19 protein-coding genes are annotated in these 22,577 nt (G+C 69.5%); 8 read left to right on the forward strand and 11 right to left on the reverse strand.

From position 1 onward, the window contains the following. Positions 1-30 precede the first annotated feature (30 nt). From ABZ893_RS27505 to ABZ893_RS27515, 3 genes are all read left to right on the forward strand, one after another. The gene (locus tag ABZ893_RS27505) at positions 31-954 is read left to right on the forward strand and encodes an ABC transporter ATP-binding protein (RefSeq protein ID WP_361408476.1); all 924 of its coding nucleotides are present in this window, start codon (positions 31-33) and stop codon (positions 952-954) included. A 97-nt stretch (positions 955-1,051) separates the two neighbouring features. Then, positions 1,052-1,822, forward strand: a complete 771-nt coding sequence (locus ABZ893_RS27510; RefSeq protein WP_361408479.1) for an ABC transporter permease — start codon at positions 1,052-1,054, stop codon at positions 1,820-1,822. Between the two features lie 93 nt (positions 1,823-1,915). Continuing rightward, positions 1,916-2,926, forward strand: a complete 1,011-nt coding sequence (locus ABZ893_RS27515; protein WP_361408482.1) for a COX15/CtaA family protein — start codon at positions 1,916-1,918, stop codon at positions 2,924-2,926. Here the strand turns inward: ABZ893_RS27515 and ABZ893_RS27520 are convergent. The 3 genes from ABZ893_RS27520 to ABZ893_RS27530 form a co-directional block, all read right to left on the reverse strand. Beyond that, a complete protein-coding gene (locus tag ABZ893_RS27520; protein WP_361408485.1) occupies positions 2,890-4,017 on the reverse strand; it encodes an amidohydrolase family protein in 1,128 nt (375 codons plus the stop codon). The two genes, ABZ893_RS27515 and ABZ893_RS27520, sit on opposite strands and share 37 nt — an antisense overlap. A 107-nt stretch (positions 4,018-4,124) precedes the next feature. Next, entirely contained in the window at positions 4,125-4,472 is a 348-nt protein-coding gene (locus ABZ893_RS27525; RefSeq protein ID WP_361408488.1) for a hypothetical protein, read from the reverse strand. 93 nt (positions 4,473-4,565) lie between these two features. Further along, complete coding sequence (locus ABZ893_RS27530; RefSeq protein ID WP_361408491.1) at positions 4,566-5,519, reverse strand: heme o synthase; 954 nt, start codon at positions 5,517-5,519, stop codon at positions 4,566-4,568. 323 nt (positions 5,520-5,842) lie between these two features. On the opposite strand from ABZ893_RS27530, the gene tkt reads away from it, so the two are divergent. The 5 genes from tkt to pgl are packed head-to-tail and all read left to right on the forward strand — an operon-like array spanning position 5,843 to position 12,469. Further along, on the forward strand, positions 5,843-7,930 hold the full coding sequence (gene tkt / locus ABZ893_RS27535; RefSeq protein WP_361408494.1) for a transketolase: 2,088 nt from the start codon (positions 5,843-5,845) through the stop codon (positions 7,928-7,930). A gap of 34 nt (positions 7,931-7,964) precedes the next feature. Beyond that, a complete protein-coding gene (tal, locus tag ABZ893_RS27540; protein WP_361408497.1) occupies positions 7,965-9,083 on the forward strand; it encodes a transaldolase in 1,119 nt (372 codons plus the stop codon). A 4-nt stretch (positions 9,084-9,087) separates the two neighbouring features. Next, positions 9,088-10,620: a glucose-6-phosphate dehydrogenase gene (gene zwf, locus ABZ893_RS27545; RefSeq protein WP_361408500.1), complete on the forward strand. Its 1,533-nt coding sequence runs from the start codon at positions 9,088-9,090 to the stop codon at positions 10,618-10,620. Continuing rightward, a complete protein-coding gene (gene opcA, locus ABZ893_RS27550) occupies positions 10,617-11,690 on the forward strand; it encodes a glucose-6-phosphate dehydrogenase assembly protein OpcA (protein ID WP_361408503.1) in 1,074 nt (357 codons plus the stop codon). Before zwf ends, opcA begins: the two co-directional genes overlap by 4 nt. Continuing rightward, positions 11,690-12,469 (forward strand): 6-phosphogluconolactonase, encoded by a 780-nt coding sequence (gene pgl / locus ABZ893_RS27555; RefSeq protein WP_361408506.1) that lies wholly within the window; start codon positions 11,690-11,692, stop codon positions 12,467-12,469. The genes opcA and pgl overlap by 1 nt, the downstream gene beginning before the upstream one ends. 75 nt (positions 12,470-12,544) lie before the next feature. Here pgl and ABZ893_RS27560 read toward each other — a convergent pair whose 3' ends face one another. The 8 genes from ABZ893_RS27560 to ABZ893_RS27595 all read right to left on the reverse strand — a co-directional run bounded on the left by ABZ893_RS27560 (position 12,545) and on the right by ABZ893_RS27595 (position 22,368). Continuing rightward, entirely contained in the window at positions 12,545-13,024 is a 480-nt protein-coding gene (locus ABZ893_RS27560) for a DUF2087 domain-containing protein (protein WP_361408509.1), read from the reverse strand. Positions 13,025-13,114: 90 nt separating this feature from the next. Then, entirely contained in the window at positions 13,115-14,767 is a 1,653-nt protein-coding gene (gene pgi / locus ABZ893_RS27565; protein WP_361408511.1) for a glucose-6-phosphate isomerase, read from the reverse strand. Between the two features lie 374 nt (positions 14,768-15,141). Then, entirely contained in the window at positions 15,142-15,477 is a 336-nt protein-coding gene (locus tag ABZ893_RS27570; protein ID WP_361408514.1) for an RNA polymerase-binding protein RbpA, read from the reverse strand. 205 nt (positions 15,478-15,682) lie between these two features. Next, on the reverse strand, positions 15,683-15,919 hold the full coding sequence (gene secG / locus ABZ893_RS27575) for a preprotein translocase subunit SecG (protein ID WP_361408517.1): 237 nt from the start codon (positions 15,917-15,919) through the stop codon (positions 15,683-15,685). 138 nt (positions 15,920-16,057) lie between these two features. Further along, the gene (gene tpiA / locus ABZ893_RS27580; RefSeq protein ID WP_361408519.1) at positions 16,058-16,834 is read right to left on the reverse strand and encodes a triose-phosphate isomerase; all 777 of its coding nucleotides are present in this window, start codon (positions 16,832-16,834) and stop codon (positions 16,058-16,060) included. Positions 16,835-16,839: 5 nt separating this feature from the next. Beyond that, the gene (locus tag ABZ893_RS27585; protein ID WP_361408522.1) at positions 16,840-18,051 is read right to left on the reverse strand and encodes a phosphoglycerate kinase; all 1,212 of its coding nucleotides are present in this window, start codon (positions 18,049-18,051) and stop codon (positions 16,840-16,842) included. A gap of 107 nt (positions 18,052-18,158) precedes the next feature. Next, positions 18,159-19,169: a type I glyceraldehyde-3-phosphate dehydrogenase gene (gene gap, locus ABZ893_RS27590; protein WP_361408525.1), complete on the reverse strand. Its 1,011-nt coding sequence runs from the start codon at positions 19,167-19,169 to the stop codon at positions 18,159-18,161. 235 nt (positions 19,170-19,404) lie between these two features. Further along, entirely contained in the window at positions 19,405-22,368 is a 2,964-nt protein-coding gene (locus tag ABZ893_RS27595; RefSeq protein ID WP_361408528.1) for a M14 family zinc carboxypeptidase, read from the reverse strand. Positions 22,369-22,577 lie beyond the last annotated feature (209 nt).

Consider the following 22,577-nt stretch of genomic DNA (forward strand, 5'->3'; position numbering starts at 1 on the left):
AGTGCCGGCGCGTCCTTAGACTTGGCGCTCATGCGAAGCGAGCCCGTCGTCCGGATCCAGAGTCTGGTCAAGCGGTACGGAACCAAGACCGCGGTCGACGGCCTCGACCTGGAGGCCCTGGCCGGTATCACCGCCGTCCTCGGCCCCAACGGCGCCGGCAAGACCACCACCGTCGAGACCTGCGAGGGCTACCGCAGGCCGGACTCCGGAACGGTCCGGGTCCTCGGCCTCGACCCCGTCGCCCAGGCCGAGGAACTGCGGCCCCGGATCGGCGTCATGCTCCAGTCCGGAGGCGTCTACTCCGGCGCCCGCGCGGACGAGATGCTGCGCCACAAGGCGAAGCTCCACGCGCACCCCCTGGACGTGGACGCCCTCATCGAGCGGCTCGGCCTCGGCAGCTGCGGCCGGACCACGTACCGCAGGCTCTCCGGCGGCCAGCAGCAGCGCCTCGCGCTCGCGATGGCCGTCGTGGGCCGGCCCGAGCTGGTCTTCCTCGACGAGCCCACCGCCGGCCTCGACCCCCAGGCCCGCCGCGCGACCTGGGACCTCGTACGCGATCTGCGGGCCGACGGGGTCTCCGTCATCCTCACGACGCACCACATGGACGAGGCCGAGCAGCTGTCCGACGACGTGGCGATCATCGACGCGGGCCGGGTCATCGCGCAGGGCTCCCCCGAGAAGCTGTGCCGCGGCGGCGCCGAGAACACGCTGCGGTTCTCCGGGCGCCCCGGACTCGACGTCGCCTCGCTCCTCAAAGCCCTCCCGCCGGACTCCGCGGCCGCCGAGCTCACCCCGGGCTCGTACCGCGTGAGCGGCCAGGTCGACCCTCAGCTGCTCGCGACCGTGACGTCCTGGTGCGCGCAGCACGGCGTGATGCCGGACAAGATCTCGGTCGAGCGCCACACCCTCGAAGACGTATTCCTGGAAATGACCGGCAAGGAGCTGCGCGGATGAGGCCGACGACGATGGCCCGAGCGGCTTCCGGCCGGGGGTCCGGGGGTTGTCCCCCGGGAAGACACAGCCTGGAAATGACCGGCAAGGAGCTGCGCGGATGAGTGCGGTCGGTACGTTCACGCCGAAGCCGGGAGCCGCGCCGCTCTCCCGCATGATCGGCGCGCAGGCCGTCCTCGAGACGAAGATGCTGCTGCGCAACGGCGAGCAGCTGCTGCTCACCGTGATCATCCCGACGCTGCTGCTCGTCCTGTTCAGCTCCGTCGACATCGTCGACACGGGCAGCGGGAAGGCCGTGGACTTCCTGGCGCCGGGCATCCTCGCCCTCGCCGTGATGTCGACGGCGTTCACCGGCCAGGCCATCGCGACCGGCTTCGAGCGCCGTTACGGCGTGCTCAAGCTGCTCGCGTCGTCGCCGCTGCCGCGCTGGGGGCTGATGACCGCGAAGACGCTGTCGGTCCTGGTCACCGAGGTGCTCCAGGTGGTCCTCCTGACAGTGATCGCCTTCGCGCTCGGCTGGAGCCCGCAGGGCAACCCGCTCGCCGTACTGCTCCTGCTGGTCCTCGGCACGGCCGCCTTCTCGGGGCTCGGGCTGCTGATGGCGGGCACGCTCAAGGCCGAGGCCACGCTGGCCGCCGCGAACCTGGTGTTCCTGCTCCTGCTGGTCGGCGGCGGAGTCGTCGTGCCGCTCGACAAGTTCCCGGGGGCGGCGCAGGCCGTGCTCGGCCTGCTCCCCATCTCGGCGCTCTCCGGCGGCCTGCGGGACGTCCTGCAGCACGGGGCGGCCATGCCGTGGGGCGACCTGGGGATCCTGGCCGTCTGGGCGGTCCTGGGACTTGGCGCGGCGGCGCGCTTCTTCCGCTGGGAGTAAGCGGGAGCAGGCGCCGCGAGGCCGACGTGCCGGGCGTCACAATCGTCCCGGATCGGCCCCCTCGTGAAGGTATGCACAAGCGGGCGTCCTACGATGGCTCCCGTGCCAAACGTGACCCGGGCCGACGCCGCCCAAGCCGTGCGCAACCCGCTCGCCTTCATCGCCGAACGCTGGACCCCCGCTCAGCGGACCGTCCAGCGGGCGGCTCTGTCCGCCGTCGTCATGATGGTCGTCATCGTGGTGACCGGCGGTGCGGTGCGCCTGACGGGCTCGGGCCTCGGCTGCCCGACCTGGCCCAAGTGCACCGACCAGTCCCTCACGGCGACGAGCGAGATGGGCTACCACAGCGCGATCGAGTTCGGCAACCGGATGCTGACGTACGTGCTGTGCGCGGCGGTCGGCTGGGCCATCGTCGCCGCCCGCTCGCAGAAGCCCTGGCGGCGCGGCCTGACCCGGCTCGGCTGGACGCAGTTCTGGCTGGTCATGGGCAACGCGATCCTGGGCGGCATCGTCGTCCTCGTCGGCCTGAACCCGTACACGGTCGCGGCGCACTTCCTGCTGTCGACCGCGCTGCTCGCGGTCGCCACCGTCATGTGGGTGCGCTCCCGCGAGGGTGACGGCGAGCCGCGTCCGCTGGTCGGCAAGGCGGTCCGTCAGCTGGTGTGGTTCCTGGTCACGGCGACCACGCTGCTGATCATGGTGGGCACCGTCGTGACCGGTTCGGGTCCGCACGCCGGCGACTCCAGCCACGTACCGCGGATGCCGCTCGACTGGGAGACCGTCAGCAAGGCGCACGCGGTCCTGGCCTGGATCGTGGTGACGCTGACGTTCGCCCTGTGGTTCGTCCTCAAGGCGGTCGACGCCCCGAAGGGCCCCCTGCACCGCACCCGTGACCTCTTCCTGGTGCTGCTCTCGCAGGGCGTCATCGGCTACGTCCAGTACTTCACGGACCTGCCCGAGCTCCTCGTCGGCCTGCACATGCTGGGTTCGGCCCTGGTGTGGGTCGCGGTCCTGCGGGTGCTGCTGTCGCTGCGGGAGCGTCCGGTGGAGGCGGCGGACGTGCCGGCTCAGATCGACCCGCACCTGTCGGCCGTCAGCCCGTAGACGCGGCCCGCGTTCCCCGCGGCCACCATTCCGGCGACGCGCTGCGCGTCCGCAAGTGACCACGCTCCCTGGGCCGCCCAGCCGCCGAGGACCCTGCTCAGGGCCTCCGTGAACAGGCGCGCGCCCACCACGTGCAGCTCGGGCAGCCCGTGCGCGCCGGACGAGAACAGCAGCTTGCCGAACGGGGCGAGCTCCAGGATCTCCTCCAGTACGGCCGCCGCGCGGGCCCCGGTGCGGGCGAGCGCCGGCCCCAGGTCCGCGTAGACGTGCGGGAAGATCCCCGCGAGATGCGCCGCGTGCCGGTGGTACGGGTAGCCGTGCAGCAGGATCAGGTCCGTGCCGAGTCCGGCCGTGGCGCGGGCGAAGTCCGTGAGCAGGACGGGGTCGGTGCGGTCGAGGCGCAGGCCGGGTTCGCCGAGTCCCGCGTGGAGTTGCAGCGGCAGCCCCGAGGCGACCGCGATCCACAGCAGATGCCGTAGGAGCACCGGGTCGGTCAGAGGCCCGCCCACCGGCCTGTCGGCCAGCCAGCGCCCCGCCGCTCCTCGTACCTCGCCGGGTCCCGGCGGCTGCGGCGCAAGCGCCAGGCCGTGCCGGACGCCCGCGACCGAGGTGAAGGCGACGGCGTGCGCGGCAGCGGCGTGGACGGCCTCCGCGAGATTGGCGAGGAAGGACTCGACGGTCCCCGAAGTGTCGGCGACCTGTTCGGCGAGCGGTTCGAGGCGCACGATCTCGCGGGCGTCCGCGTCCCCGGCCTTGGCCATCTCGTCGGGCCCGGTGAGGTCTCCCGGCAGTCCCGTGTCGACGAGGTACGTGGTGATGCCGCTGCCCCGCAGGAGTCTGCGGCCCGCCTCCATGACGCCCAGCTCGCGGCGGCGCGCGAGATAGCGGGCGGGCGGGCAGTGCGGTTCGAGCCCGAGCAGCGGGGGACACCAGCGGCGTACGGCGAAGCCGGTCTGGGTGTCGAAGAAGGTCGTGCCGGGGGCGGGCGGGCGGTCGCCCCGGCCGAGGTGGGCCTCGAAGGTGCCGAGGCCGAGTTCCGTCCGGAGTACCCCGTGGCAGTACTGGTCCACGAGGGACGGCGTGTCGATCATCCGGGCTCCCGTGGATGGACCGTGTCTGTTCCTCTTCACGGTCCTAACGGGTGAACCCGGCGCCAGGTGTTGCTCTCGTACACCTGACGCATTGAACGGGCGTGGAGCTACTTGTTGCGCGGGCCGCCGACCTGGATGCCCGCCATGCGGGACCACTCGTAGCGTCCGGTCTTCACCTTGGCGGCGAACTCGCCGTCGAAGTCGTCGTGCAGCGTGATGCCGGCCTTCTCGACGGCCTTGCGGGCGACGGTGTCGGAGGGCGCCACGAGGTTGCCCCACTCGCCGTCGTCACCGACGAGCGCGATCCGCGTGCCGCGCTCCCCCATGTACGCGAGCTGCCCGCCGGCGCCGCCGTGCCGCTTGGCGAACGCGCCGATCTCACGGGCGAGCCGGGCGGCCCTGCGCTCGTCCTTGGCTGCCTGCTTGGGGTCGTCAACCGCTTGTGTGTCTGCCATGCACTCGATGCTACTGAGAGGTAGATCAACTGGCGACGGGCGGGGTACGTGGCCTTGGCCACGTACCCCGCCCGTCGGCGGAGCGTGAGGGGGTCAGCGCAGGAAGGGGTCCACCGCGACTGCCACGAACAGGATCGAGACGTAGGTGATGGACCAGTGGAACAGGCGCATCTCCTTGAGCTTCGCGCCCTGCACCTCGGCCTTCGCGCGGTTCTGCAGCGCGTGCGCCTCCCACAGCCAGAACCCGCCGGCCAGCAGGGCGACCGCGGTGTAGAACCAGCCGGTGTAGCCGAGCGGCGTCAGGAGCAGGGAGACGGCGACCATCACCCAGCTGTAGATGACGATCTGCTTGGCGACCACCTTGTTGGAGGCGACGACCGGGAGCATCGGCACGCCCACGCGCGCGTAGTCGTCCTTGACCTTCATGGACAGCGGCCAGTAGTGCGGCGGCGTCCAGAAGAACATCACCAGGAAGAGGATGACCGGCGCCCACGACATGGAGTTCGTGACCGAGGACCAGCCGATGAGGACCGGCAGGCAGCCGGCGATGCCGCCCCAGACGATGTTCTGCGACGTCCGGCGCTTGAGGATCATCGTGTAGACGACCACGTAGAAGAGGAGCGCGCCGAGCGACAGCCAGGCGGACAGCCAGTTCACGGCGAGGCCGAAGAGCAGCGTGGAGATGACCGCGAGGGAGATGCCGAAGACGAGGCACTCGCGCGGGCTGACCATTCCGGTGACCAGTGGTCGCTGCGACGTGCGCTCCATGAGCGCGTCGATGTCGCGGTCGATGTACATGTTCAGCGCGTTGGCGCCGCCCGCGGACAGGTAGCCGCCGAGGCAGGTGAGGAACACCAGCGTCAGGTCGGGCACACCCTGCTGCGCGAGGAACATGACCGGAACCGTGGTGATGAGCAGCAGCTCGATGATCCGCGGCTTGGTCAGAGCCACGAACGCCTTGACACGGGCACCGAGCGGCCGGTGACCCCGACTGTCGCTCGTTTTGAGCGCACCCGCAGGACGGGATTCAACGGCCGTCACGCACACCCCTGACAGAGACTCCAGCGAGCACCGGAGAAGACCCTCTATGTGAAGTCCCGGTAAAGGCTCGCGCGTACCACGCCACTGTAGACGTTGCCTATACCCACGCTCTTCGCGGGGGTCGGTTCGTGTTGGTGAGTAGCCCGGAAGAGCGGTCCCGCGTTCGCTTGCCGAGTGGCGCGGATGCCTGTCGGGAGGCGGATTCCTGCCCGGCCCGGCAGTCTGGATCGAGTCGAAAAAATGCGCGTACTCACAGGGGTAGGCTCGACAACAGCCGGTGAGCCCATCATCACCGGCATTCGACATGTGGAGAGGAGCCCTGACCCAGGGTGAGCACCAAGCCGACCACCACAGACCTCGAGTGGACCGAGTTGGACCAGCGGGCCGTTGACACCGCTCGCGTCCTGGCCGCGGACGCCGTACAGAAGGTCGGTAACGGCCATCCTGGTACGGCGATGAGCCTGGCCCCGGCCGCGTACACCCTCTTCCAGAAGGTGATGCGGCACGACCCGGCGGACGCCGACTGGGTCGGGCGCGACCGGTTCGTGCTGTCCGCGGGACACTCGTCACTGACCCTTTACATCCAGCTGTACCTGGCCGGTTTCGGTCTGCAGCTGGACGACCTGAAGGCGTTCCGCACCTGGGGCAGCAAGACTCCGGGGCACCCCGAGTACGGGCACACCACGGGTGTGGAGACGACGACCGGGCCGCTGGGCCAGGGTGTCGCGAACGCCGTGGGCATGGCGATGGCCGCGCGTTACGAGCGCGGGCTGTTCGACCCGCAGGCGCCGGCCGGTGCCTCTCCGTTCGACCACCACATCTTCGCGATCGCCGGTGACGGCTGCCTCCAGGAGGGCATCTCCGCCGAGGCGTCCTCGATGGCCGGGCACCAGAAGCTCGGGAACCTGATCCTGCTGTGGGACGACAACCACATCTCGATCGAGGGCGACACGGAGACCGCGGTCTCCGAGGACACCGTCAAGCGCTACGAGGCCTACGGCTGGCACGTGCAGCGCGTCGAGCCCAAGGCCGACGGCGACCTGGACCCGGCGGCCCTGTTCGCCGCGATCCAGGCCGCGAAGGCCGAGACGGAGCGCCCGTCGTTCATCGCGATGCGCTCGATCATCGCCTGGCCCGCGCCGAACGCGCAGAACACCGAGGCCGCGCACGGCTCGGCGCTCGGCGAGGACGAGGTCGCGGCCACCAAGCGTGTCCTCGGCTTCGACCCGGAGAAGTCGTTCGACGTCGCCGACGAGGTCATCGCGCACACGCGTGAGGCGCTGGACCGCGGCCGTGAGGCGCGTGCCGAGTGGGAGAAGACGTTCGCCGCCTGGCGCACGGCCGACCCCGAGCGTGCCGCCACGTACGACCGGATCGCGGCCGCCGACCTGCCCGAGGGCTGGGAGGCGCACGTGCCGACGTTCGAGACGGGCAAGGGTGTCGCGACCCGCGCCGCCTCGGGCAAGATCCTGCAGGCGCTCGGCTCGGTCATCCCGGAGCTGTGGGGCGGCTCAGCCGACCTGGCGGGCTCGAACAACACGACGATCGACAAGACGTCGTCGTTCCTGCCCGAGGGCAACCCGCTGCCGGAGGCCGACCCGTACGGCCGCACGATCCACTTCGGTATCCGCGAGCACTCGATGGCCGCCGAGATGAACGGCATCGCGCTGCACGGCAACACGCGGATCTACGGCGGCACCTTCCTGGTGTTCTCCGACTACATGCGCAACTCGGTCCGCCTGTCGGCCCTGATGCACCTGCCGGTCACGTACGTGTGGACCCACGACTCCATCGGTCTCGGTGAGGACGGTCCCACGCACCAGCCGGTCGAGCACCTCGCGTCGCTGCGTGCGATCCCGGGTCTGAACGTCGTGCGTCCCGCCGACGCGAACGAGACGGCCATCGCCTGGCGCGAGATCCTCAAGCGCTACACGAAGGTCTTCGGCAAGGGCGCTCCGCACGGTCTGGTCCTGACCCGTCAGGGCGTGCCGACGTACGAGGCGAACGAGGACGCGGCCAAGGGCGGTTACGTGCTGTTCGACGCCGAAGGCGGCGACGCCCAGGTGATCCTGATCGGTACGGGTTCCGAGGTGCAGCTCGCCGTCGAGGCGCGGGAGCAGCTGCAGGCCGCGGGGATCCCGACGCGGGTCGTGTCGATGCCGTCGGTCGAGTGGTTCGACGAGCAGTCTCAGGAGTACAAGGACTCGGTCCTGACTCCGTCGGTGAAGGCTCGGGTCGCGGTCGAGGCGGGTATCGGTCTGACGTGGCACCGTTTCGTCGGTGACGCGGGCCGGATCGTCTCGCTGGAGCACTTCGGTGCCTCGGCCGACGGCAAGGTCCTGTTCCGGGAGTTCGGCTTCACGGGTGACGCCGTGGCCGCCGCCGCCCGGGAATCCCTTGCCGCGGCGCAGCGCTGACGCTCATATACGACACGTAGGAGATGGAATTTCCATGACAGACGCACTGAAGCGCCTCTCCGAAGAGGGCGTCGCGATCTGGCTGGACGACCTGTCGCGCAAGCGGATCACGTCCGGCAATCTCGCCGAACTGATCGACCAGCAGCACGTCGTGGGCGTCACGACCAACCCGTCGATCTTCCAGAAGGCGATCGCCGGCGGTGACGGGTACGAGCAGCAGGTCGCGGATCTCGCCGCCCGCAAGGTCACCGTCGAAGAGGCCATCCGCATGATCACGACGGCGGACGTCCGGGACGCCGCCGACATCCTGCGTCCGGTCTTCGACGCGACGCAGGGCCAGGACGGCCGGGTGTCGATCGAGGTCGACCCGCGGCTCGCCCACGAGACGGCGGCCACGGTCGCCGAGGCCAAGCAGCTCGCGTGGCTGGTGGACCGGCCGAACACGCTCATCAAGATCCCGGCGACGAAGGCGGGCCTGCCCGCGATCACCGAGGTCATCGGCAAGGGCATCAGCGTGAACGTGACGCTGATCTTCTCGCTGGAGCGCTACCGCGAGGTCATGGACGCGTACCTGGCGGGTCTGGAGAAGGCGAAGGCCGCCGGCCTGGACCTGTCCAAGATCTACTCGGTCGCGTCCTTCTTCGTGTCCCGCGTGGACACGGAGATCGACAAGCGCCTGGAGGCCCTCGGCACGGACGAGGCCAAGGCCCTCAAGGGCAAGGCCGCGCTGGCCAACGCCCGGCTCGCCTACGAGGCGTACGAGGAGGTCTTCTCCTCGGACCGCTGGGCCGCGCTGGACAAGGCGCAGGCCAACAAGCAGCGTCCGCTGTGGGCCTCGACCGGCGTCAAGGACCCGGCGTACAAGGACACGCTGTACGTCGTGGACCTGGTGGCGCCGGGCACGGTGAACACCATGCCGGAGGCCACGCTCGACGCGACCGCCGATCACGGTGAGGTCACCGGGAACACCATCGCGGGCACGTACGACCGCTCCCGCGCGGAGATCGAGGCCGTCGAGAAGCTCGGCATCTCGTACGACGACGTCGTGCAGGTGCTGGAGGACGAGGGCGTCGACAAGTTCGAGACGGCGTGGAACGACCTGCTCAAGTCGACCGAGGCGGAGCTGCAGCGCCTCGCCCCTTCGGAGGGCTGAGATCTTGACCCCAGTTCATGGAGCGAACCCGCTTCGTGACGCCGCAGACCGACGGCTCCCGCGTATCGCGGGGCCGTCGGGCCTGGTCATCTTCGGTGTCACGGGCGATTTGTCCCGTAAAAAGCTGATGCCCGCCGTCTATGACCTCGCCAACCGCGGGCTGCTTCCGCCGGGCTTCTCTCTCGTCGGCTTCGCCCGGCGCGAGTGGGAGCACGAGGACTTCGCGCAGGAGGTGCACGACGCGGTCAAGGAGCACGCGCGTACGCCGTTCCGCGAGGAGGTCTGGCAGCAGCTCGTCCAGGGGATGCGCTTCGTCCAGGGCAACTTCGACGACGACGACGCCTTCGAGCGCCTGAAGTCGACGATGCAGGAGCTGGACAAGGCGCAGGGGACCGGCGGCAATTTCGCCTTCTACCTGTCCGTGCCCCCGAAGTTCTTCCCCGAGGTCGTGCAGCAGCTCAAGAAGCACGGTCTCGCGGACGCGCCCGAGGGTTCGTGGCGCCGCGCGGTCATCGAGAAGCCGTTCGGCCACGACCTCGAGTCGGCCAAGGAACTGAACGCGATCGTGCACGAGGTGTTCGCTCTGGACCAGGTGTTCCGGATCGACCACTACCTCGGCAAGGAGACCGTCCAGAACATCCTGGCCCTCCGCTTCGCCAACACGATGTTCGAGCCGATCTGGAACCGGTCGTACGTCGACCATGTGCAGATCACGATGGCCGAGGACATCGGCATCGGCGGCCGGGCCGGTTACTACGACGGCATCGGCGCCGCCCGTGACGTCATCCAGAACCACCTGCTCCAGCTGCTGGCGCTGACCGCCATGGAGGAGCCCGCCTCCTTCGACGCGGACGCGCTCGTCGCCGAGAAGGCCAAGGTCCTCGGCGCCGTCCGGCTGCCCAAGGACCTCGGCGCGCACACGGTCCGGGGCCAGTACGCGGCCGGATGGCAGGGCGGCGCCAAGGCCGTCGGCTACCTCCAGGAAGACGGCATCGACCCCAAGTCGAAGACCGACACCTACGCGGCCATCAAGCTGGGCATCGACAACCGCCGCTGGGCGGGCGTCCCGTTCTATCTGCGCACCGGCAAGCGCCTCGGCCGCCGCGTCACCGAGATCGCCGTCGTCTTCCAGCGCGCGCCCCACTCCCCCTTCGACCACACGGCGACGGAGGAGCTGGGCCAGAACGCGATCGTCATCCGCGTCCAGCCCGACGAGGGCATCACGGTCCGCTTCGGCTCCAAGGTGCCGGGCACGTCGATGGAGATCCGGGACGTGTCGATGGACTTCGCCTACGGCGAGTCCTTCACGGAGTCGAGCCCGGAGGCGTACGAGCGGCTGATCCTCGATGTGCTGCTCGGCGACTCGAACCTCTTCCCGCGCACGGAGGAGGTCGAGCTGTCCTGGAACATCCTCGACCCGATCGAGAAGTACTGGGACAAGCACGGCAAGCCGGCGCAGTACCCGGCCGGCACGTGGGGGCCGTCCGAGGCGGACGAGATGCTGGCACGAGACGGACGGAGCTGGCGCCGGCCATGAAGATCGACCTCACGGACACCACGTCCAGCAAGATCAACAAGGCGCTCGTGCAGGGCCGCCGCGCCATCGGCACCCCCGCCGTCGGCATGGTCCTGACCCTCGTCATCGTCACCGACGAGGAGAACGCGTACGACGCCCTGCGGGCCGCGAACGACGCGTCCCGCGAGCACCCCTCGCGCACGCTCCTGGTCATCAAGCGCGTCTCGCGTTCGCCGCGTGACCGCACGCAGTCGCGGCTCGACGCCGAGGTCCGGGTCGGCGCCGACGCGGGCACCGGCGAGACGGTCGTCCTGCGGCTGTACGGCGAGGTCGTCGACCACGCCCAGTCGGTCGTCCTGCCGCTGCTGCTGCCGGACGCCCCGGTCGTGGTCTGGTGGCCGGTGAACGCGCCGGTCGACCCGGCCAAGGACCCGCTGGGCGCGCTCGCCCAGCGCCGCGTGACGGACTCGTACGCGGCGGAGAACCCGAACGCCGAGCTGGAGGCCCGCGCCGGCGCCTACACGCCCGGTGACACGGACCTGTCCTGGACGCGCATCACCCCGTGGCGCTCCATGCTCGCCGCCGCCCTCGACCAGGTCGTCTGCAAGGTCACCTCGGTCGAGGTGGAGGGCGAGGAGTTCAACCCGAGCTGCGAGCTGCTCGCGATGTGGCTCGCGGACCGGCTCGACGTACCGGTCAAGCGCTCCATGTCGCCCGGCCCCGGCCTCACCGCGGTACGGATGGCCACGGACTGCGGCCCGGTCGTGCTCGACCGGCCCGACGGGTCCCTGGCCACGCTGTCCCTGCAGGGGCAGCCGGACCGCGCGGTGGCACTCAAGCGCCGCGAGACGTCCGAGCTGATCGCGGAGGAACTGCGGCGCCTCGACCCGGACGACACGTACGCGGCGGCGCTGCGGTTCGGCGTCGACCGGCTCGGCGAGGCGGCGGGCGCGGAGGCGCAGGCGGCCGAGGAGCCGGTGGCCGCTGCCGAGGAGGATGCCGCTCCGGCTAAGGCAGCGGCGGCAGCGGCCAAGAAGGCGCCCGCCAAGTCCGCGGCCAGGAAGTCCACTTCGAAGGCGGCCGCCGAGTGATGACCACGACGGCGCAGGTGGTGGTCCACCGCGACAAGGACCTGATGGCCCAGGCCGCGGCCGCCCGGCTCATCACGAAGATCGTCGACGCCCAGGCGGCGCGCGGCTCTGCGTCCGTCGTCCTGACGGGCGGCCGCAATGGCAACGGCCTGCTGGCCGCCCTCGCCGCCGCGCCCGCCCGGGACGCGATCGACTGGACGCGGCTCGACCTGTGGTGGGGCGACGAGCGGTTCCTGCCGGACGGCGATCCGGAGCGGAACTACACGCAGGCCCGCGAGGCGCTCCTCGACTCGGTGCCGCTGAACCCGGACCGGGTGCACCCGATGCCGCCCTCGGACGGCCCGTACGAGGTGGACGCCGCAGCCCAGATGTACGCCGCGGAACTGGCCGCCGCCGCGACGCCGGAGGACCACGGTCCGGTGCCGACGTTCGACGTGCTGATGCTGGGCGTCGGGCCGGACACGCATGTCGCGTCGCTCTTCCCCGAGCTGCCGGCGGTCCGGGAGACCGAGCGCACGGTGGTCGGTGTGCACGGCGCGCCGAAGCCGCCGCCCACCCGTATCTCGCTCACGCTCCGGGCGATCCGGGCCGCGCGCGAGGTGTGGCTGCTCGCGGCGGGCGAGGACAAGGCGAACGCGGCCGCGATCGCGCTGTCGGGCGCGGGCGAGATCCAGGCCCCGGCCGCGGGCGCGTACGGCCGCTCGCGCACGCTGTGGCTGCTCGACTCGGCGGCGGCCTCCAAGCTCCCGCCGGAGCTGTACCCGCCGGCCGTCGCCTGACGGTCCCGTACTCCGTACGGCAGTGAGGCCCCGCACCGTGCTCGGTGCGGGGCCTCAGCCGTATTACCCGGGTACTTACCCGTGTGCTCTGCGGTAGCTGCTCCCGTCGCGTTCCCGGACGAGCAGACCGTCGCTGACGCAGTATCTGCGCAGCGCCGAGGAGTCGTCGTGGACGGTGTGGAACGCCTCGTTGACCTCGCCCTCGGTGTACGTGCGCTCGGCGTCGAAGAGCGTTCCCGTGAGGTGGACGAGGAGTTCGTGGCGCACGGAGGAGCGGACAGGGATCGCGGTGAGGCGTCCGCGGGCGAAGAATCCGGTGAGGCGGCGGGGCACGGCCGGGTGGATCTCCGCCGGGCGCTCGCGCCGGAACACGGTCGGGTCCGCGCTCAGCGATCCGTCCGCCCGGCGCTCCACGAGCCCGCTGGAGACGAGGCGCCCCAGGTGCTTGCGGACGGCCGGGGAGTCCTCTTCACGGGGCGGGAGCTCGTCCAGCACGATCCGCGCGTAGAGCTTCAGTCGTTCGGGGTCGGCGAGCGCGGACATGAGCTGGTCCATGAGGTCCTCCCGGCAGGTGACACGACCGGAGCAGTGTCACCCGCCGGGAGGCGGCGGCGCATCCCAAATAAGCCGACCGGCCCATCAGTCCTAACGGCCGCGCAGCTGGCGGTACTTGGCGACCAGGGCCTGGGTGGAGCCGTCGAGCCCGGGGACGTCGGCGCCCTCGGTGAGGGCGGGCTCGACGCGCTTGGCGAGGACCTTGCCGAGTTCGACGCCCCACTGGTCGAACGAGTCGATGTTCCAGATCGCGCCCTGCACGAACACCTTGTGCTCGTAGAGCGCGACGAGCTGGCCGAGCACCGACGGCGTGAGGCTCTTCGCGAGGATCGTTGTCGTGGGGTGGTTGCCGAGGAACGTCTTGTGGGGGACGAGCGCCTCCGGCACTCCTTCGGCCCGGACCTCTTCCGGCGTCTTGCCGAAGGCGAGGGCCTGCGTCTGCGCGAAGAAGTTGGCCATCAACAGGTCGTGCTGAGCGGCCAGTTCACCGGACAGCTCGTCGACCGGCTCGGCGAACCCGATGAAGTCCGCCGGGATCAACTTCGTTCCCTGGTGGATGAGTTGATAGTAGGCGTGCTGACCGTTCGTGCCCGGCGTACCCCAGACGACCGGGCCCGTCTGCCAGTCCACCCGCTGACCGTCACGGTCCACGGACTTGCCGTTGGACTCCATGTCGAGCTGCTGGAGGTACGCCGTGAACTTCGACAGATAGTGCGAGTACGGAAGCACCGCGTGCGACTGGGCGTCATGGAAGTTGCCGTACCAGACGCCCAACAGGCCAAGGAGCAAAGGTACGTTGGACTCTGCGGGCGCGGTCCGGAAGTGCTCGTCGACCAGGTGGAAACCGTCGAGCATCTCGCGGAACGCGTCCGGACCGATCGCGATCATCAGCGACAGGCCGATCGCCGAGTCGTACGAGTAGCGGCCGCCGACCCAGTCCCAGAACTCGAACATGTTCGCCGTGTCGATGCCGAAGTCCGCGACCTTCTCGGCGTTCGTCGACAGGGCCACGAAGTGCTTGGCGACGGCGTCCTGACCTGCGCCGAGGCCCCTCAGCAGCCAGTGCCGCGCGGACGTCGCGTTGGTGATCGTCTCGATCGTCGTGAACGTCTTCGACGCGATGACGAACAGCGTCTCCGCCGGATCCAGGTCACGGATCGCCTCGTGCAGATCCGCACCGTCGACGTTCGACACGAAACGCACCGTCAGCGAGCGGTCCGTGAACGAGCGCAGCGCCTCGTACGCCATGGCCGGGCCCAGATCGGAGCCGCCGATGCCGACGTTCACAACGTTCCTGATACGCCGGCCGGTGTGGCCCGTCCACTCCCCCGAACGCACCCGGTCCGCGAAGGCCGCCATCTTGTCCAGGACCGCGTGCACACCCGGGACGACGTTCTCCCCGTCGACCTCGACCACGGCACCCCGAGGGGCCCGCAGCGCCGTGTGCAGGACCGCGCGGCCCTCGGTCGCGTTGATCCGGTCGCCGCGGAACATCTCGTCCCGCAGGCCGAAGACGTCGCGCGCGCCGGCGAGCTCGCGCAGCAGGCGCAGCGTCTCGTCCGTGACCAGGTGCTTCGAGTAGTCGATGTGCAGGTCGCCGACATCGAGCGTGTAGTCGGAGCCGCGCCCCGGCTGAGCGGCGAACAGCTCGCGCAGCCACACCTCACCGAGTTCCTCCCGGTGCTCGGCGAGCGCCTTCCACTCGGGCATCCGGTTCAGCCTGGTACGGCGTTCTGCGTTCATCTGGGACTTCAGCCTTCTTCTCTCACTCACCCGCGTCGCACTCTGCCCCGCCGGCCCGACCAACTTAATTGATCAGGGGCCGGTATACGGCATCTGTCCTGACCGCCGGGGCCTGTCGTCACATTCCCGTCGTCCGCCCGGAGGGCGGGCCGGGCGGCGTCTGGTGCGTGCGATCGCAAGGCGCCGGAGAGCCCTCGTAGCGGAGCTACTAGGGCTTTTCGGCAACGCCGCATGGGGGTCCCCCGGCTCGAGCGAAGCCGAGAGCTGGGGGAGTGCGTGCCAGACGCCGCCCGGCAGACGGGAATGTGACGACAGGCCCCTTGGGCTAACGAGTCCGGCCGGACACTCGAGAGTGTCCGGCCGGTGCTCAAGTCCTAGATCTCGCCCCGCAGTTTGGCGAGCGCCTCCGCGAGGATCGCCTCGCCGTCCGCGTCGCTGCGCCGCTCGCGCACATACGCGAGATGCGTCTTGTAGGGCTCGGTGCGCGGGGGTGCGGGCGGGTCCTCCCGGTTCTGTCCGGCGGGGAATCCGCAGCGCGGACAGTCCCAAGTCTCCGGCACCTGCGCGTCGGAGGCGAAGCTCGGCTGCGTCTCGTGCCCGTTCGAGCACCAGAAGGAGATGCGCAGACGCGGGGCGGACTCGCCGCGCTCGGCCTCGCCCATCGGCCCCGCCCCGACCCGACTTCCACGGATCGCGTTGCCACTTGCCACGGTCGTAACTCCCTGCGTGATGGTGCTGCGGAACGTGTCGGCGTCTCGCTCCGCCGCGGGCGCCTCAGTCTACGTAAGGCCCAACGCGCGTCCAGTGTTTGGAGTTACAACCCCCCCCACCCAGACGCAAGCCCCATGATAGGCCGCGCTCGCGGGCGCGTACCGTACATGGGGCCTTACGTGTCTGACGGTGGGTTCGACGAGGTCAGTTATTGGCCTTCATGAGCAGGCCGAGCACCACGATGCACACGAACCAGCACAGACCGAGCACGATGGTGATGCGGTCGAGGTTGCGCTCGGCGACCGAGGAACCGCCGACGGACGACTGCATACCGCCACCGAACATGTCGGAGAGACCGCCGCCCTTTCCCTTGTGCATGAGCACAAGGAGCATCAGCAGCAGACTGAAGACGATCAGGGCGATCGAGAACCCCAAAACCACGGCTGGTCCCTACTTCCTGGCAATTCTCATCGGACTAATTTCGGACTATTACGGGGGCCGGTGGATTTCCCCCCGGCCCCCGCAAGGGTACGACGTTATGCCGCTACCGCATACTCACTGATCGACTCACTGGTCGACTCACTGGTCGCGGAAGCGGATGATCTTGACGAACTCCTCGGCGTCCAGTGCGGCACCGCCGACCAGGGCGCCGTCGATGTCGGGCTTCGACATGATCTCCGCGACGTTCCCGGCCTTCACGGAGCCGCCGTACTGGATGCGGACCTTGTCGGCGAGGTCCTGGGAGTACAGCTCGGCGAGCTTGGCGCGGATCGCCGCGCAGACCTCCTGCGCGTCGTCGGCGCCGCAGACCTTGCCGGTGCCGATCGCCCACACGGGCTCGTACGCGATCACGATCGTCTCGGCCTGCTCGGCCGGGATGTCCGTGAGGCCGCCCTCGACCTGCGTCAGCGTGTGCGTGACGTGGTTGCCCGCCTCGCGGACCTCCAGCTCCTCGCCGACGCACAGGATCGGGGTCAGGCCGTGCTTGAAGGCGGCCTTCACCTTGGCGTTGCAGACCTCGTCGGTCTCGTCGTGGTACTGCCGGCGCTCGGAGTGGCCGACGGCCACGTACGTGCACTTGAGCTTGGCGAGCATCGGGCCCGAGATCTCGCCGGTGTAGGCGCCGGAGTCGTGGGACGAGATGTCCTGGGCGCCGTACTTGATCTTCAGCTTGTCGCCGTCGACCAGCGTCTGTACGGAACGCAGGTCGGTGAAGGGCGGCAGGACGGCGACCTCGACGGCGTCGTAGTCCTTGTCGGCCAGGGCGAAGGCGAGCTTCTGGACGTGGGCGATGGCCTCGAGGTGGTTGAGGTTCATCTTCCAGTTGCCCGCCATCAGCGGCGTGCGGGTGGTCATCGGGGTCAGTCCTCCAGTGCGGCGAGGCCGGGGAGCGTCTTGCCCTCGAGGTATTCGAGGGAGGCGCCGCCGCCGGTCGAGATGTGGCCGAAAGCATTCTCGTCGAAGCCGAGCGTGCGCACGGCGGCGGCCGAGTCGCCGCCGCCCACGACGGTGAAGCCGTCGCAGTTGAGCAGCGCCCGCGCGATCGCCGAGGTGCCGCCCGCGTAGTCGGGGTGCTCGAAGACGCCGACCGGGCCGTTCCAGAACACGGTCTCGGCGTCGGCGATCTTCGACGCGTACAGCTCACGCGTCTTCGGGCCGATGTCCAGGCCCTCCTTGTCGGCGGGGATCTTGTCCGCGTCGACGGTGACGAAGTCGGCCGGGGCCTTGGTCTTCAGGTCCGGGAAGTCGGACGAGGCCAGGATGTCGACGGGGAGCACGAGCTCCACGCCGTTCTTCTCGGCGCGCTCCATGTACTCGGTGACGACCGGGATCTGGTCCTCCTGGAGGAGGGAGATGCCGACCTCGTACCCCTTGGCCTTGAGGAAGGTGTACGCCATGCCGCCGCCGATGAGGATGCGGTCGGCCTTGCCGAGGAGCTGGTCGATCACGGCGAGCTTGTCGGAGACCTTGGCCCCGCCGAGGACGACCACGTACGGGCGCTTCACGTCGGCCGTGAGCTTCTTCAGGACGGCGACCTCGGTGGCGATGAGGAAGCCGGCGGCGTGCGGCAGGCGCGCGGGCAGGTCGAAGACCGAGGCGTGCTTGCGGTGGACCGCGCCGAAGCCGTCGCCCACGTAGACGTCGGCGAGCTCGGCGAGCTGGTCGGCGAAGGCGCCGCGCTCGGCGTCGTCCTTGCTGGTCTCGCCCGCGTTGAAGCGCAGGTTCTCGATCACCGCGACCTGGCCGTCGGCGAGTTTGGCGACCGTCTCCTTGGCGGAGGCGCCGACCGTGTCGGTGGCGAACGCGACGTCCGCGCCCAGGAGTTCACCCAGGCGGGCGGCAGCCGGGGCCAGCGAGAAGGCCGGGTCCGGCGCGCCCTTGGGGCGGCCGAGGTGCGAGGCGACGACCACGCGCGCGCCGGCCTCGGCGAGCTTCGCGATCGTCGGCAGGACGGCGCGGATACGGCCGTCGTCGGTGATTTCGCTCCCGGCGAGGGGCACGTTGAGGTCGGCGCGGACGAAGACCCGCTTGCCTTCGACCCCTTCGGTGAGAAGCTCGTCGATCGTCTTCATGGTGGTACTCCTGGACTCCTTTGGGTGGGGGACACGCAACAGGGCCCGGACGGCGCGCGGTCGCGCGTCCGGACCCTGTTGCTCACATCGAGAAACCTGCTCTGGATCTAGAGCTGGCCGCCGACGAAGACAGTGAGGTCGACGAGACGGTTGGAGTAGCCCCACTCGTTGTCGTACCAGCCGAGGATCTTCACCGAGTTGCCCTCCTGGACCATGGTCAGGGAGGAGTCGAAGGTGCAGGAGGCCGGGTCGCCGACGATGTCGGACGACACGATCGGGTCCTCGGTGTAGGACAGGAAGCCCTTGAGGTCACCGTCCTCGGAAGCCTTCTTGAACGCGGCGTTGACCTCGTCCTTGGTGGTCTCGCGCGCAAGGGTGACGACGAGGTCGGTGGCGGAGCCGGTGGGTACCGGGACGCGCATCGCGATGCCGTCGAGCTTGCCCTTGAGCTGCGGAAGGACCAGGGCGGTCGCCTTGGCGGCGCCGGTGGTGGTCGGGATGATGTTCTCGGCGGCGGCACGGGCGCGGCGCAGGTCCGAGTGCGGGAAGTCGAGAATGCGCTGGTCGTTCGTGTACGCGTGGACCGTGGTCATCAGGCCCTTGACGATGCCGAAGTTCTCGTCGAGGACCTTCGCCATCGGCGCGACACAGTTCGTGGTGCAGGACGCGTTCGAAATGACGTGGTGAGTGGCCGGGTCGTACTGGTCCTGGTTGACACCCATGACGATGGTGATGTCCTCGTCCTTGGCCGGAGCCGAGATGAGGACCTTCTTGGCGCCGCCGGCGATGTGCTTCTCGGCGTCCGCCTTCTTCGTGAAGATGCCGGTCGATTCGACGACGATGTCGACGCCGAGGTCACCCCAGGGAATGTCGGCTGGATTGCGCTCGGAAAGGACCTTGATGGTGTGGCCGTCGACGGTGATGGTGTCGGCGGTGTGCGTCACCTCGGCCTTGAGGCGGCCCAGAATGGTGTCGTACTTCAGAAGGTGTGCGGTGGTCGCGGTGTCACCGAGGTCGTTCACAGCCACGATCTCGATGTTCGCACCCTGCTCGAGCAGCGCGCGGAAGTAGTTACGCCCGATGCGGCCGAAGCCGTTGATTCCTACGCGGATCGTCACGAAACCGATCTCCTCGTTGGGTACGCCGGGTTTCGACGCCGGCGAGTTGTATGGGTTGTCCCCGACCGCCTCCGACCCTACCTCTCCGAAGGGCCCGAAGTGACATTGAGTGCACGCTTTGCGCGGGCCGGCGGCCCATACCGTCGAGTAGACGGAGGGGCCGCCGGGAAACGCGCTCATCTGGCAGTTTTCATGAAAAGTGAGCAGGCGATTTAGCCGCTTTTCTGCTCTGCTCTCAGCTCCTCAGGGACGCCAGTGCCTTACCCACGAGCGCGGTGCGCTGAGCCTCCGTGTTGACGTGTTCGAGGCCGAAGCCGAACAGCACGGTGTCGTCGGTGCTGATCGCTCCGTAGGTCCGGAAGAGCTCTCCGGCGCGGGTCCAGTCCTTGGTCACGACGGGGCTACCCGGAGGCGGTCCGGCGGCCTTCCAGGCACCGAGTGACGTCTCGAAGCCCTCGGTCTCCTTCGCGGTGGCACCGAGGTTCACGGACGCGTTGTCGGCGAGGAGGCCGTGGCCGCCGCTGCCGGGGTCGGTGATGTAGCTGAGCGAGACCTCGACCGTCTTCCCCGCGTAGGGACTCAGGTCGAAGCTCACCGGCTTCCAGCCGTCCGATGCGCCCGTGAAGCTGTTCCAGGCGCCGGAGGTGCCGCTGGCCTGGCAGCCCGCGGTGCCGGGGGTCAGGTAGCGCTTGAGCGCGGGGTGCTCCCTGATCAGGAATCCGGCCTCGCACTCGGCGGGGACCTTCTGCGTGGTCCGGCCGCCGGTGTCGGGCAGCGTCGTCCAGTCGTCGGCGCCCACCGTGTGCGCCTCCAGTACCGCGTGGTCGTAGCCCGGCTCGGTGTCCCACAGGAGCTGGAACTTCAGGGAGGGCTGCTCGGCGGCGGTGACACCGGTGAGGTCGATGGTGCGGGTGAGGCGCTTCCAGCCGTCGTCCGTGTGTACGGCGGCAGCCATGTAACTGCCTTCGTACGGGCTGTACGGGTTGGCGGCACCCTCGTACTGTCCCGCGCCCGCGCTCGCGAACTGCGGGTACTGGGCCGGGGCGAGCACGTCGGAGGTGGCCTGGTAGTTGGCCGGGATGTTCAGCGGGTTGCCGGGGGCGTCACCGAGAGCCGCGTCCGCGCCACTGAGTACACCGGTACCGGCGAACTTGTTGGCGCCAGGGGTCGACGTACGCGAGTACGCGCCCAGGTAGTACTGGCTGAAGTCGTTCGTGGTGGTGCCGCCGATGGCGACGGAGCCGCCGGCCTGCTCACCGGCCTCGATCAGCTTGCCGCCCTCGTTGAGGAAGTCACGCAGGGCGAGCTGGGTGGCGAGACCCGGACGGTCGGCGCCCGTGTAGTGGACGACGGTCTTGAAGTGGGCCAGCACCCCGAGCGGGTCCGGGGCGCCCTGGGTGGTGACATTCCACACGAGTGGCGTGCGCCCATTGGCCTTCAGCGCGTCCACGTAGGTCTGGCTCTGCTGCCCGGCGGCGTCGTTCTCGGCGACGACGAGGGTGTCGGCCTTGGGGCGCTCGGCGACGGTGTACGTGAAGTGCTCGCTGGAGGTGCGCTTGCCCTGCGCGGTGCGTCCGGTGAACCAGACCTCGACCTTGGCGCCCGGACGCGCGTCCTCGATCTTGGCGCGGTAGGCGTCGAAGTAGAGGTTGTCGTCGCCTCCGTAGGTCTCGCCGCCCTTCCAGGCGCGCAGGCCCTCGTCGTGCGTACGGCCTCCGTCGATGCGGTAGTTGAGCTTCTTGTCGCGCACCGACTTGCGTGCGGTCACGGAGACCTGCTGGTCGGCGCCGCGCGCGTACGAGGTGGTGAAGGCGGCCGGGGTGAAGTCGGCGGCGTCGAGGCCCACCGAGGAGGACGGCCGGTCCGGGTGCGCCGCGGTCTCGGCGACGGAGAGCGCGAACGGGATGTTCTTGGTGAACTCGTCCTGGATCAGCTTCTCGTCGTCCGGGAACGTGAAGACGGACTCGCAGTCCTCGGGGCGCCACTGGTCGTTCGGGTCGATCGCGGACGCGGTCTGGCACTCGCTCATCTCGGGCGTGAACATGCTGATGCCGTTGACGTTGCCCGCGTGCCCGTCGGCCTCGCCGTTGGTGGTGTACAGCTCGGAGGACACCTGCGGGTGGTAGCCGGGGATCGCGGAGTTCTCGGGCGTGCCGGCAAGTGCTTTGTAGAGCACGTCGTCCGGGGTCGGCGTGGCCACCTGCCAGCCCACTCCGTAGAGCAGCAGTTCGGCCGCCGAGTGGTAGTTGATGGCGTACTTGAAGCCGATGCGCTTCTCGAAGGCGTCGAGGGCCTGGGTCTCGGGCTCGGAGGCGGGGCTCGCGCCGCGGTAGGTCTCGCTGGCGGGGCGCGGGGACGAACCCTCGTCGTCGTAGCCCCACTTGTAGGCGAAGTTGCGGTTGAGGTCGACGCCGTCGCCGGTCGTGATGGCGCCGTCGCCGTTGACGTCACGCAGGTTCTTGCGCCACTGGCGGTTGCCGTCGGGCTTGAACGTGTAGTCGTAGCCGTCGGGGTTGGCGGAGAGGACGAACCACAGTTCGGTGGAGTCGACGATCTTCTTGATCCGCCGGTCCTTGGAGTAGTTGTCCAGGTAGTGGTGCATGAGGCGGCGGGTCATCTCGGGGGTGATCCACTCGCGGGCGTGCTGGTTGGACATGTAGAGCACGGACGGCTTGGCGCCGTCCCGGCTCGTGCGGGCGCCCTTGGTGAGCTTGAGGGCGAGGATGTCCTGGCCCTGGACCGTCTTGCCGATGGAGACGACCTTGGTGAGACCGGGGTTCTCCTGGCCGGTCCTGACGATCTCCTCCTGGAGATTGCCCTCGCCGCTGTAGGGGCGGAACACCCCGTCGCCGGCGGCCTCGACGCGGGCTTTCGCCCGTGCGGAGAGCGTGTGCTCGGCGAGGTCGACGCCCTTCTTCTGAAGCTGCTCGGCCTGCTTGTCGGTGAGGTAGACCTCGACCTCGGCCTTCTGCTTGCCGCGCGTCTGCTCGCCGAGTTCGTGCCCGTCCTGGCCGGCCGCGAGGAGCAGCGGGATCTGCTCCTTCGTGATCTCGGCGCGGAAGACCTTGACCGCATCGGCGTCGGTCCGGTGTGCGCCGGACCCGCTCTCCGCTTGGGCCACGGGCGCGAGGCCCGCCCCTCCCAGACCGCCGAGCACGAGTGCCGAGGTGGCGAGGACCGATCTCACTCTTCGTCTCATGAGCCCCCCTTGCAGTTGTGTGCCGCAAAAGCGAACAGACGCCAGAGTCATGGCAGTTCATGGTCAAGTCAAGAACGCGTCAAGGCGCGTCAAGAGGTCCCCACGAACGGCCGAGGGCGGGGGTGAGGGTACGGCTGGGGGCGCGTCGCGGGCGGGGCGGAGGGTGCGGCTGGGGGCACGCCGAGGGCGGGGCTGAGGGCGCGGCGACG

This window comes from Streptomyces sp. NPDC046821, from assembly GCF_040645335.1.
GTDB lineage: Bacteria > Actinomycetota > Actinomycetes > Streptomycetales > Streptomycetaceae > Streptomyces.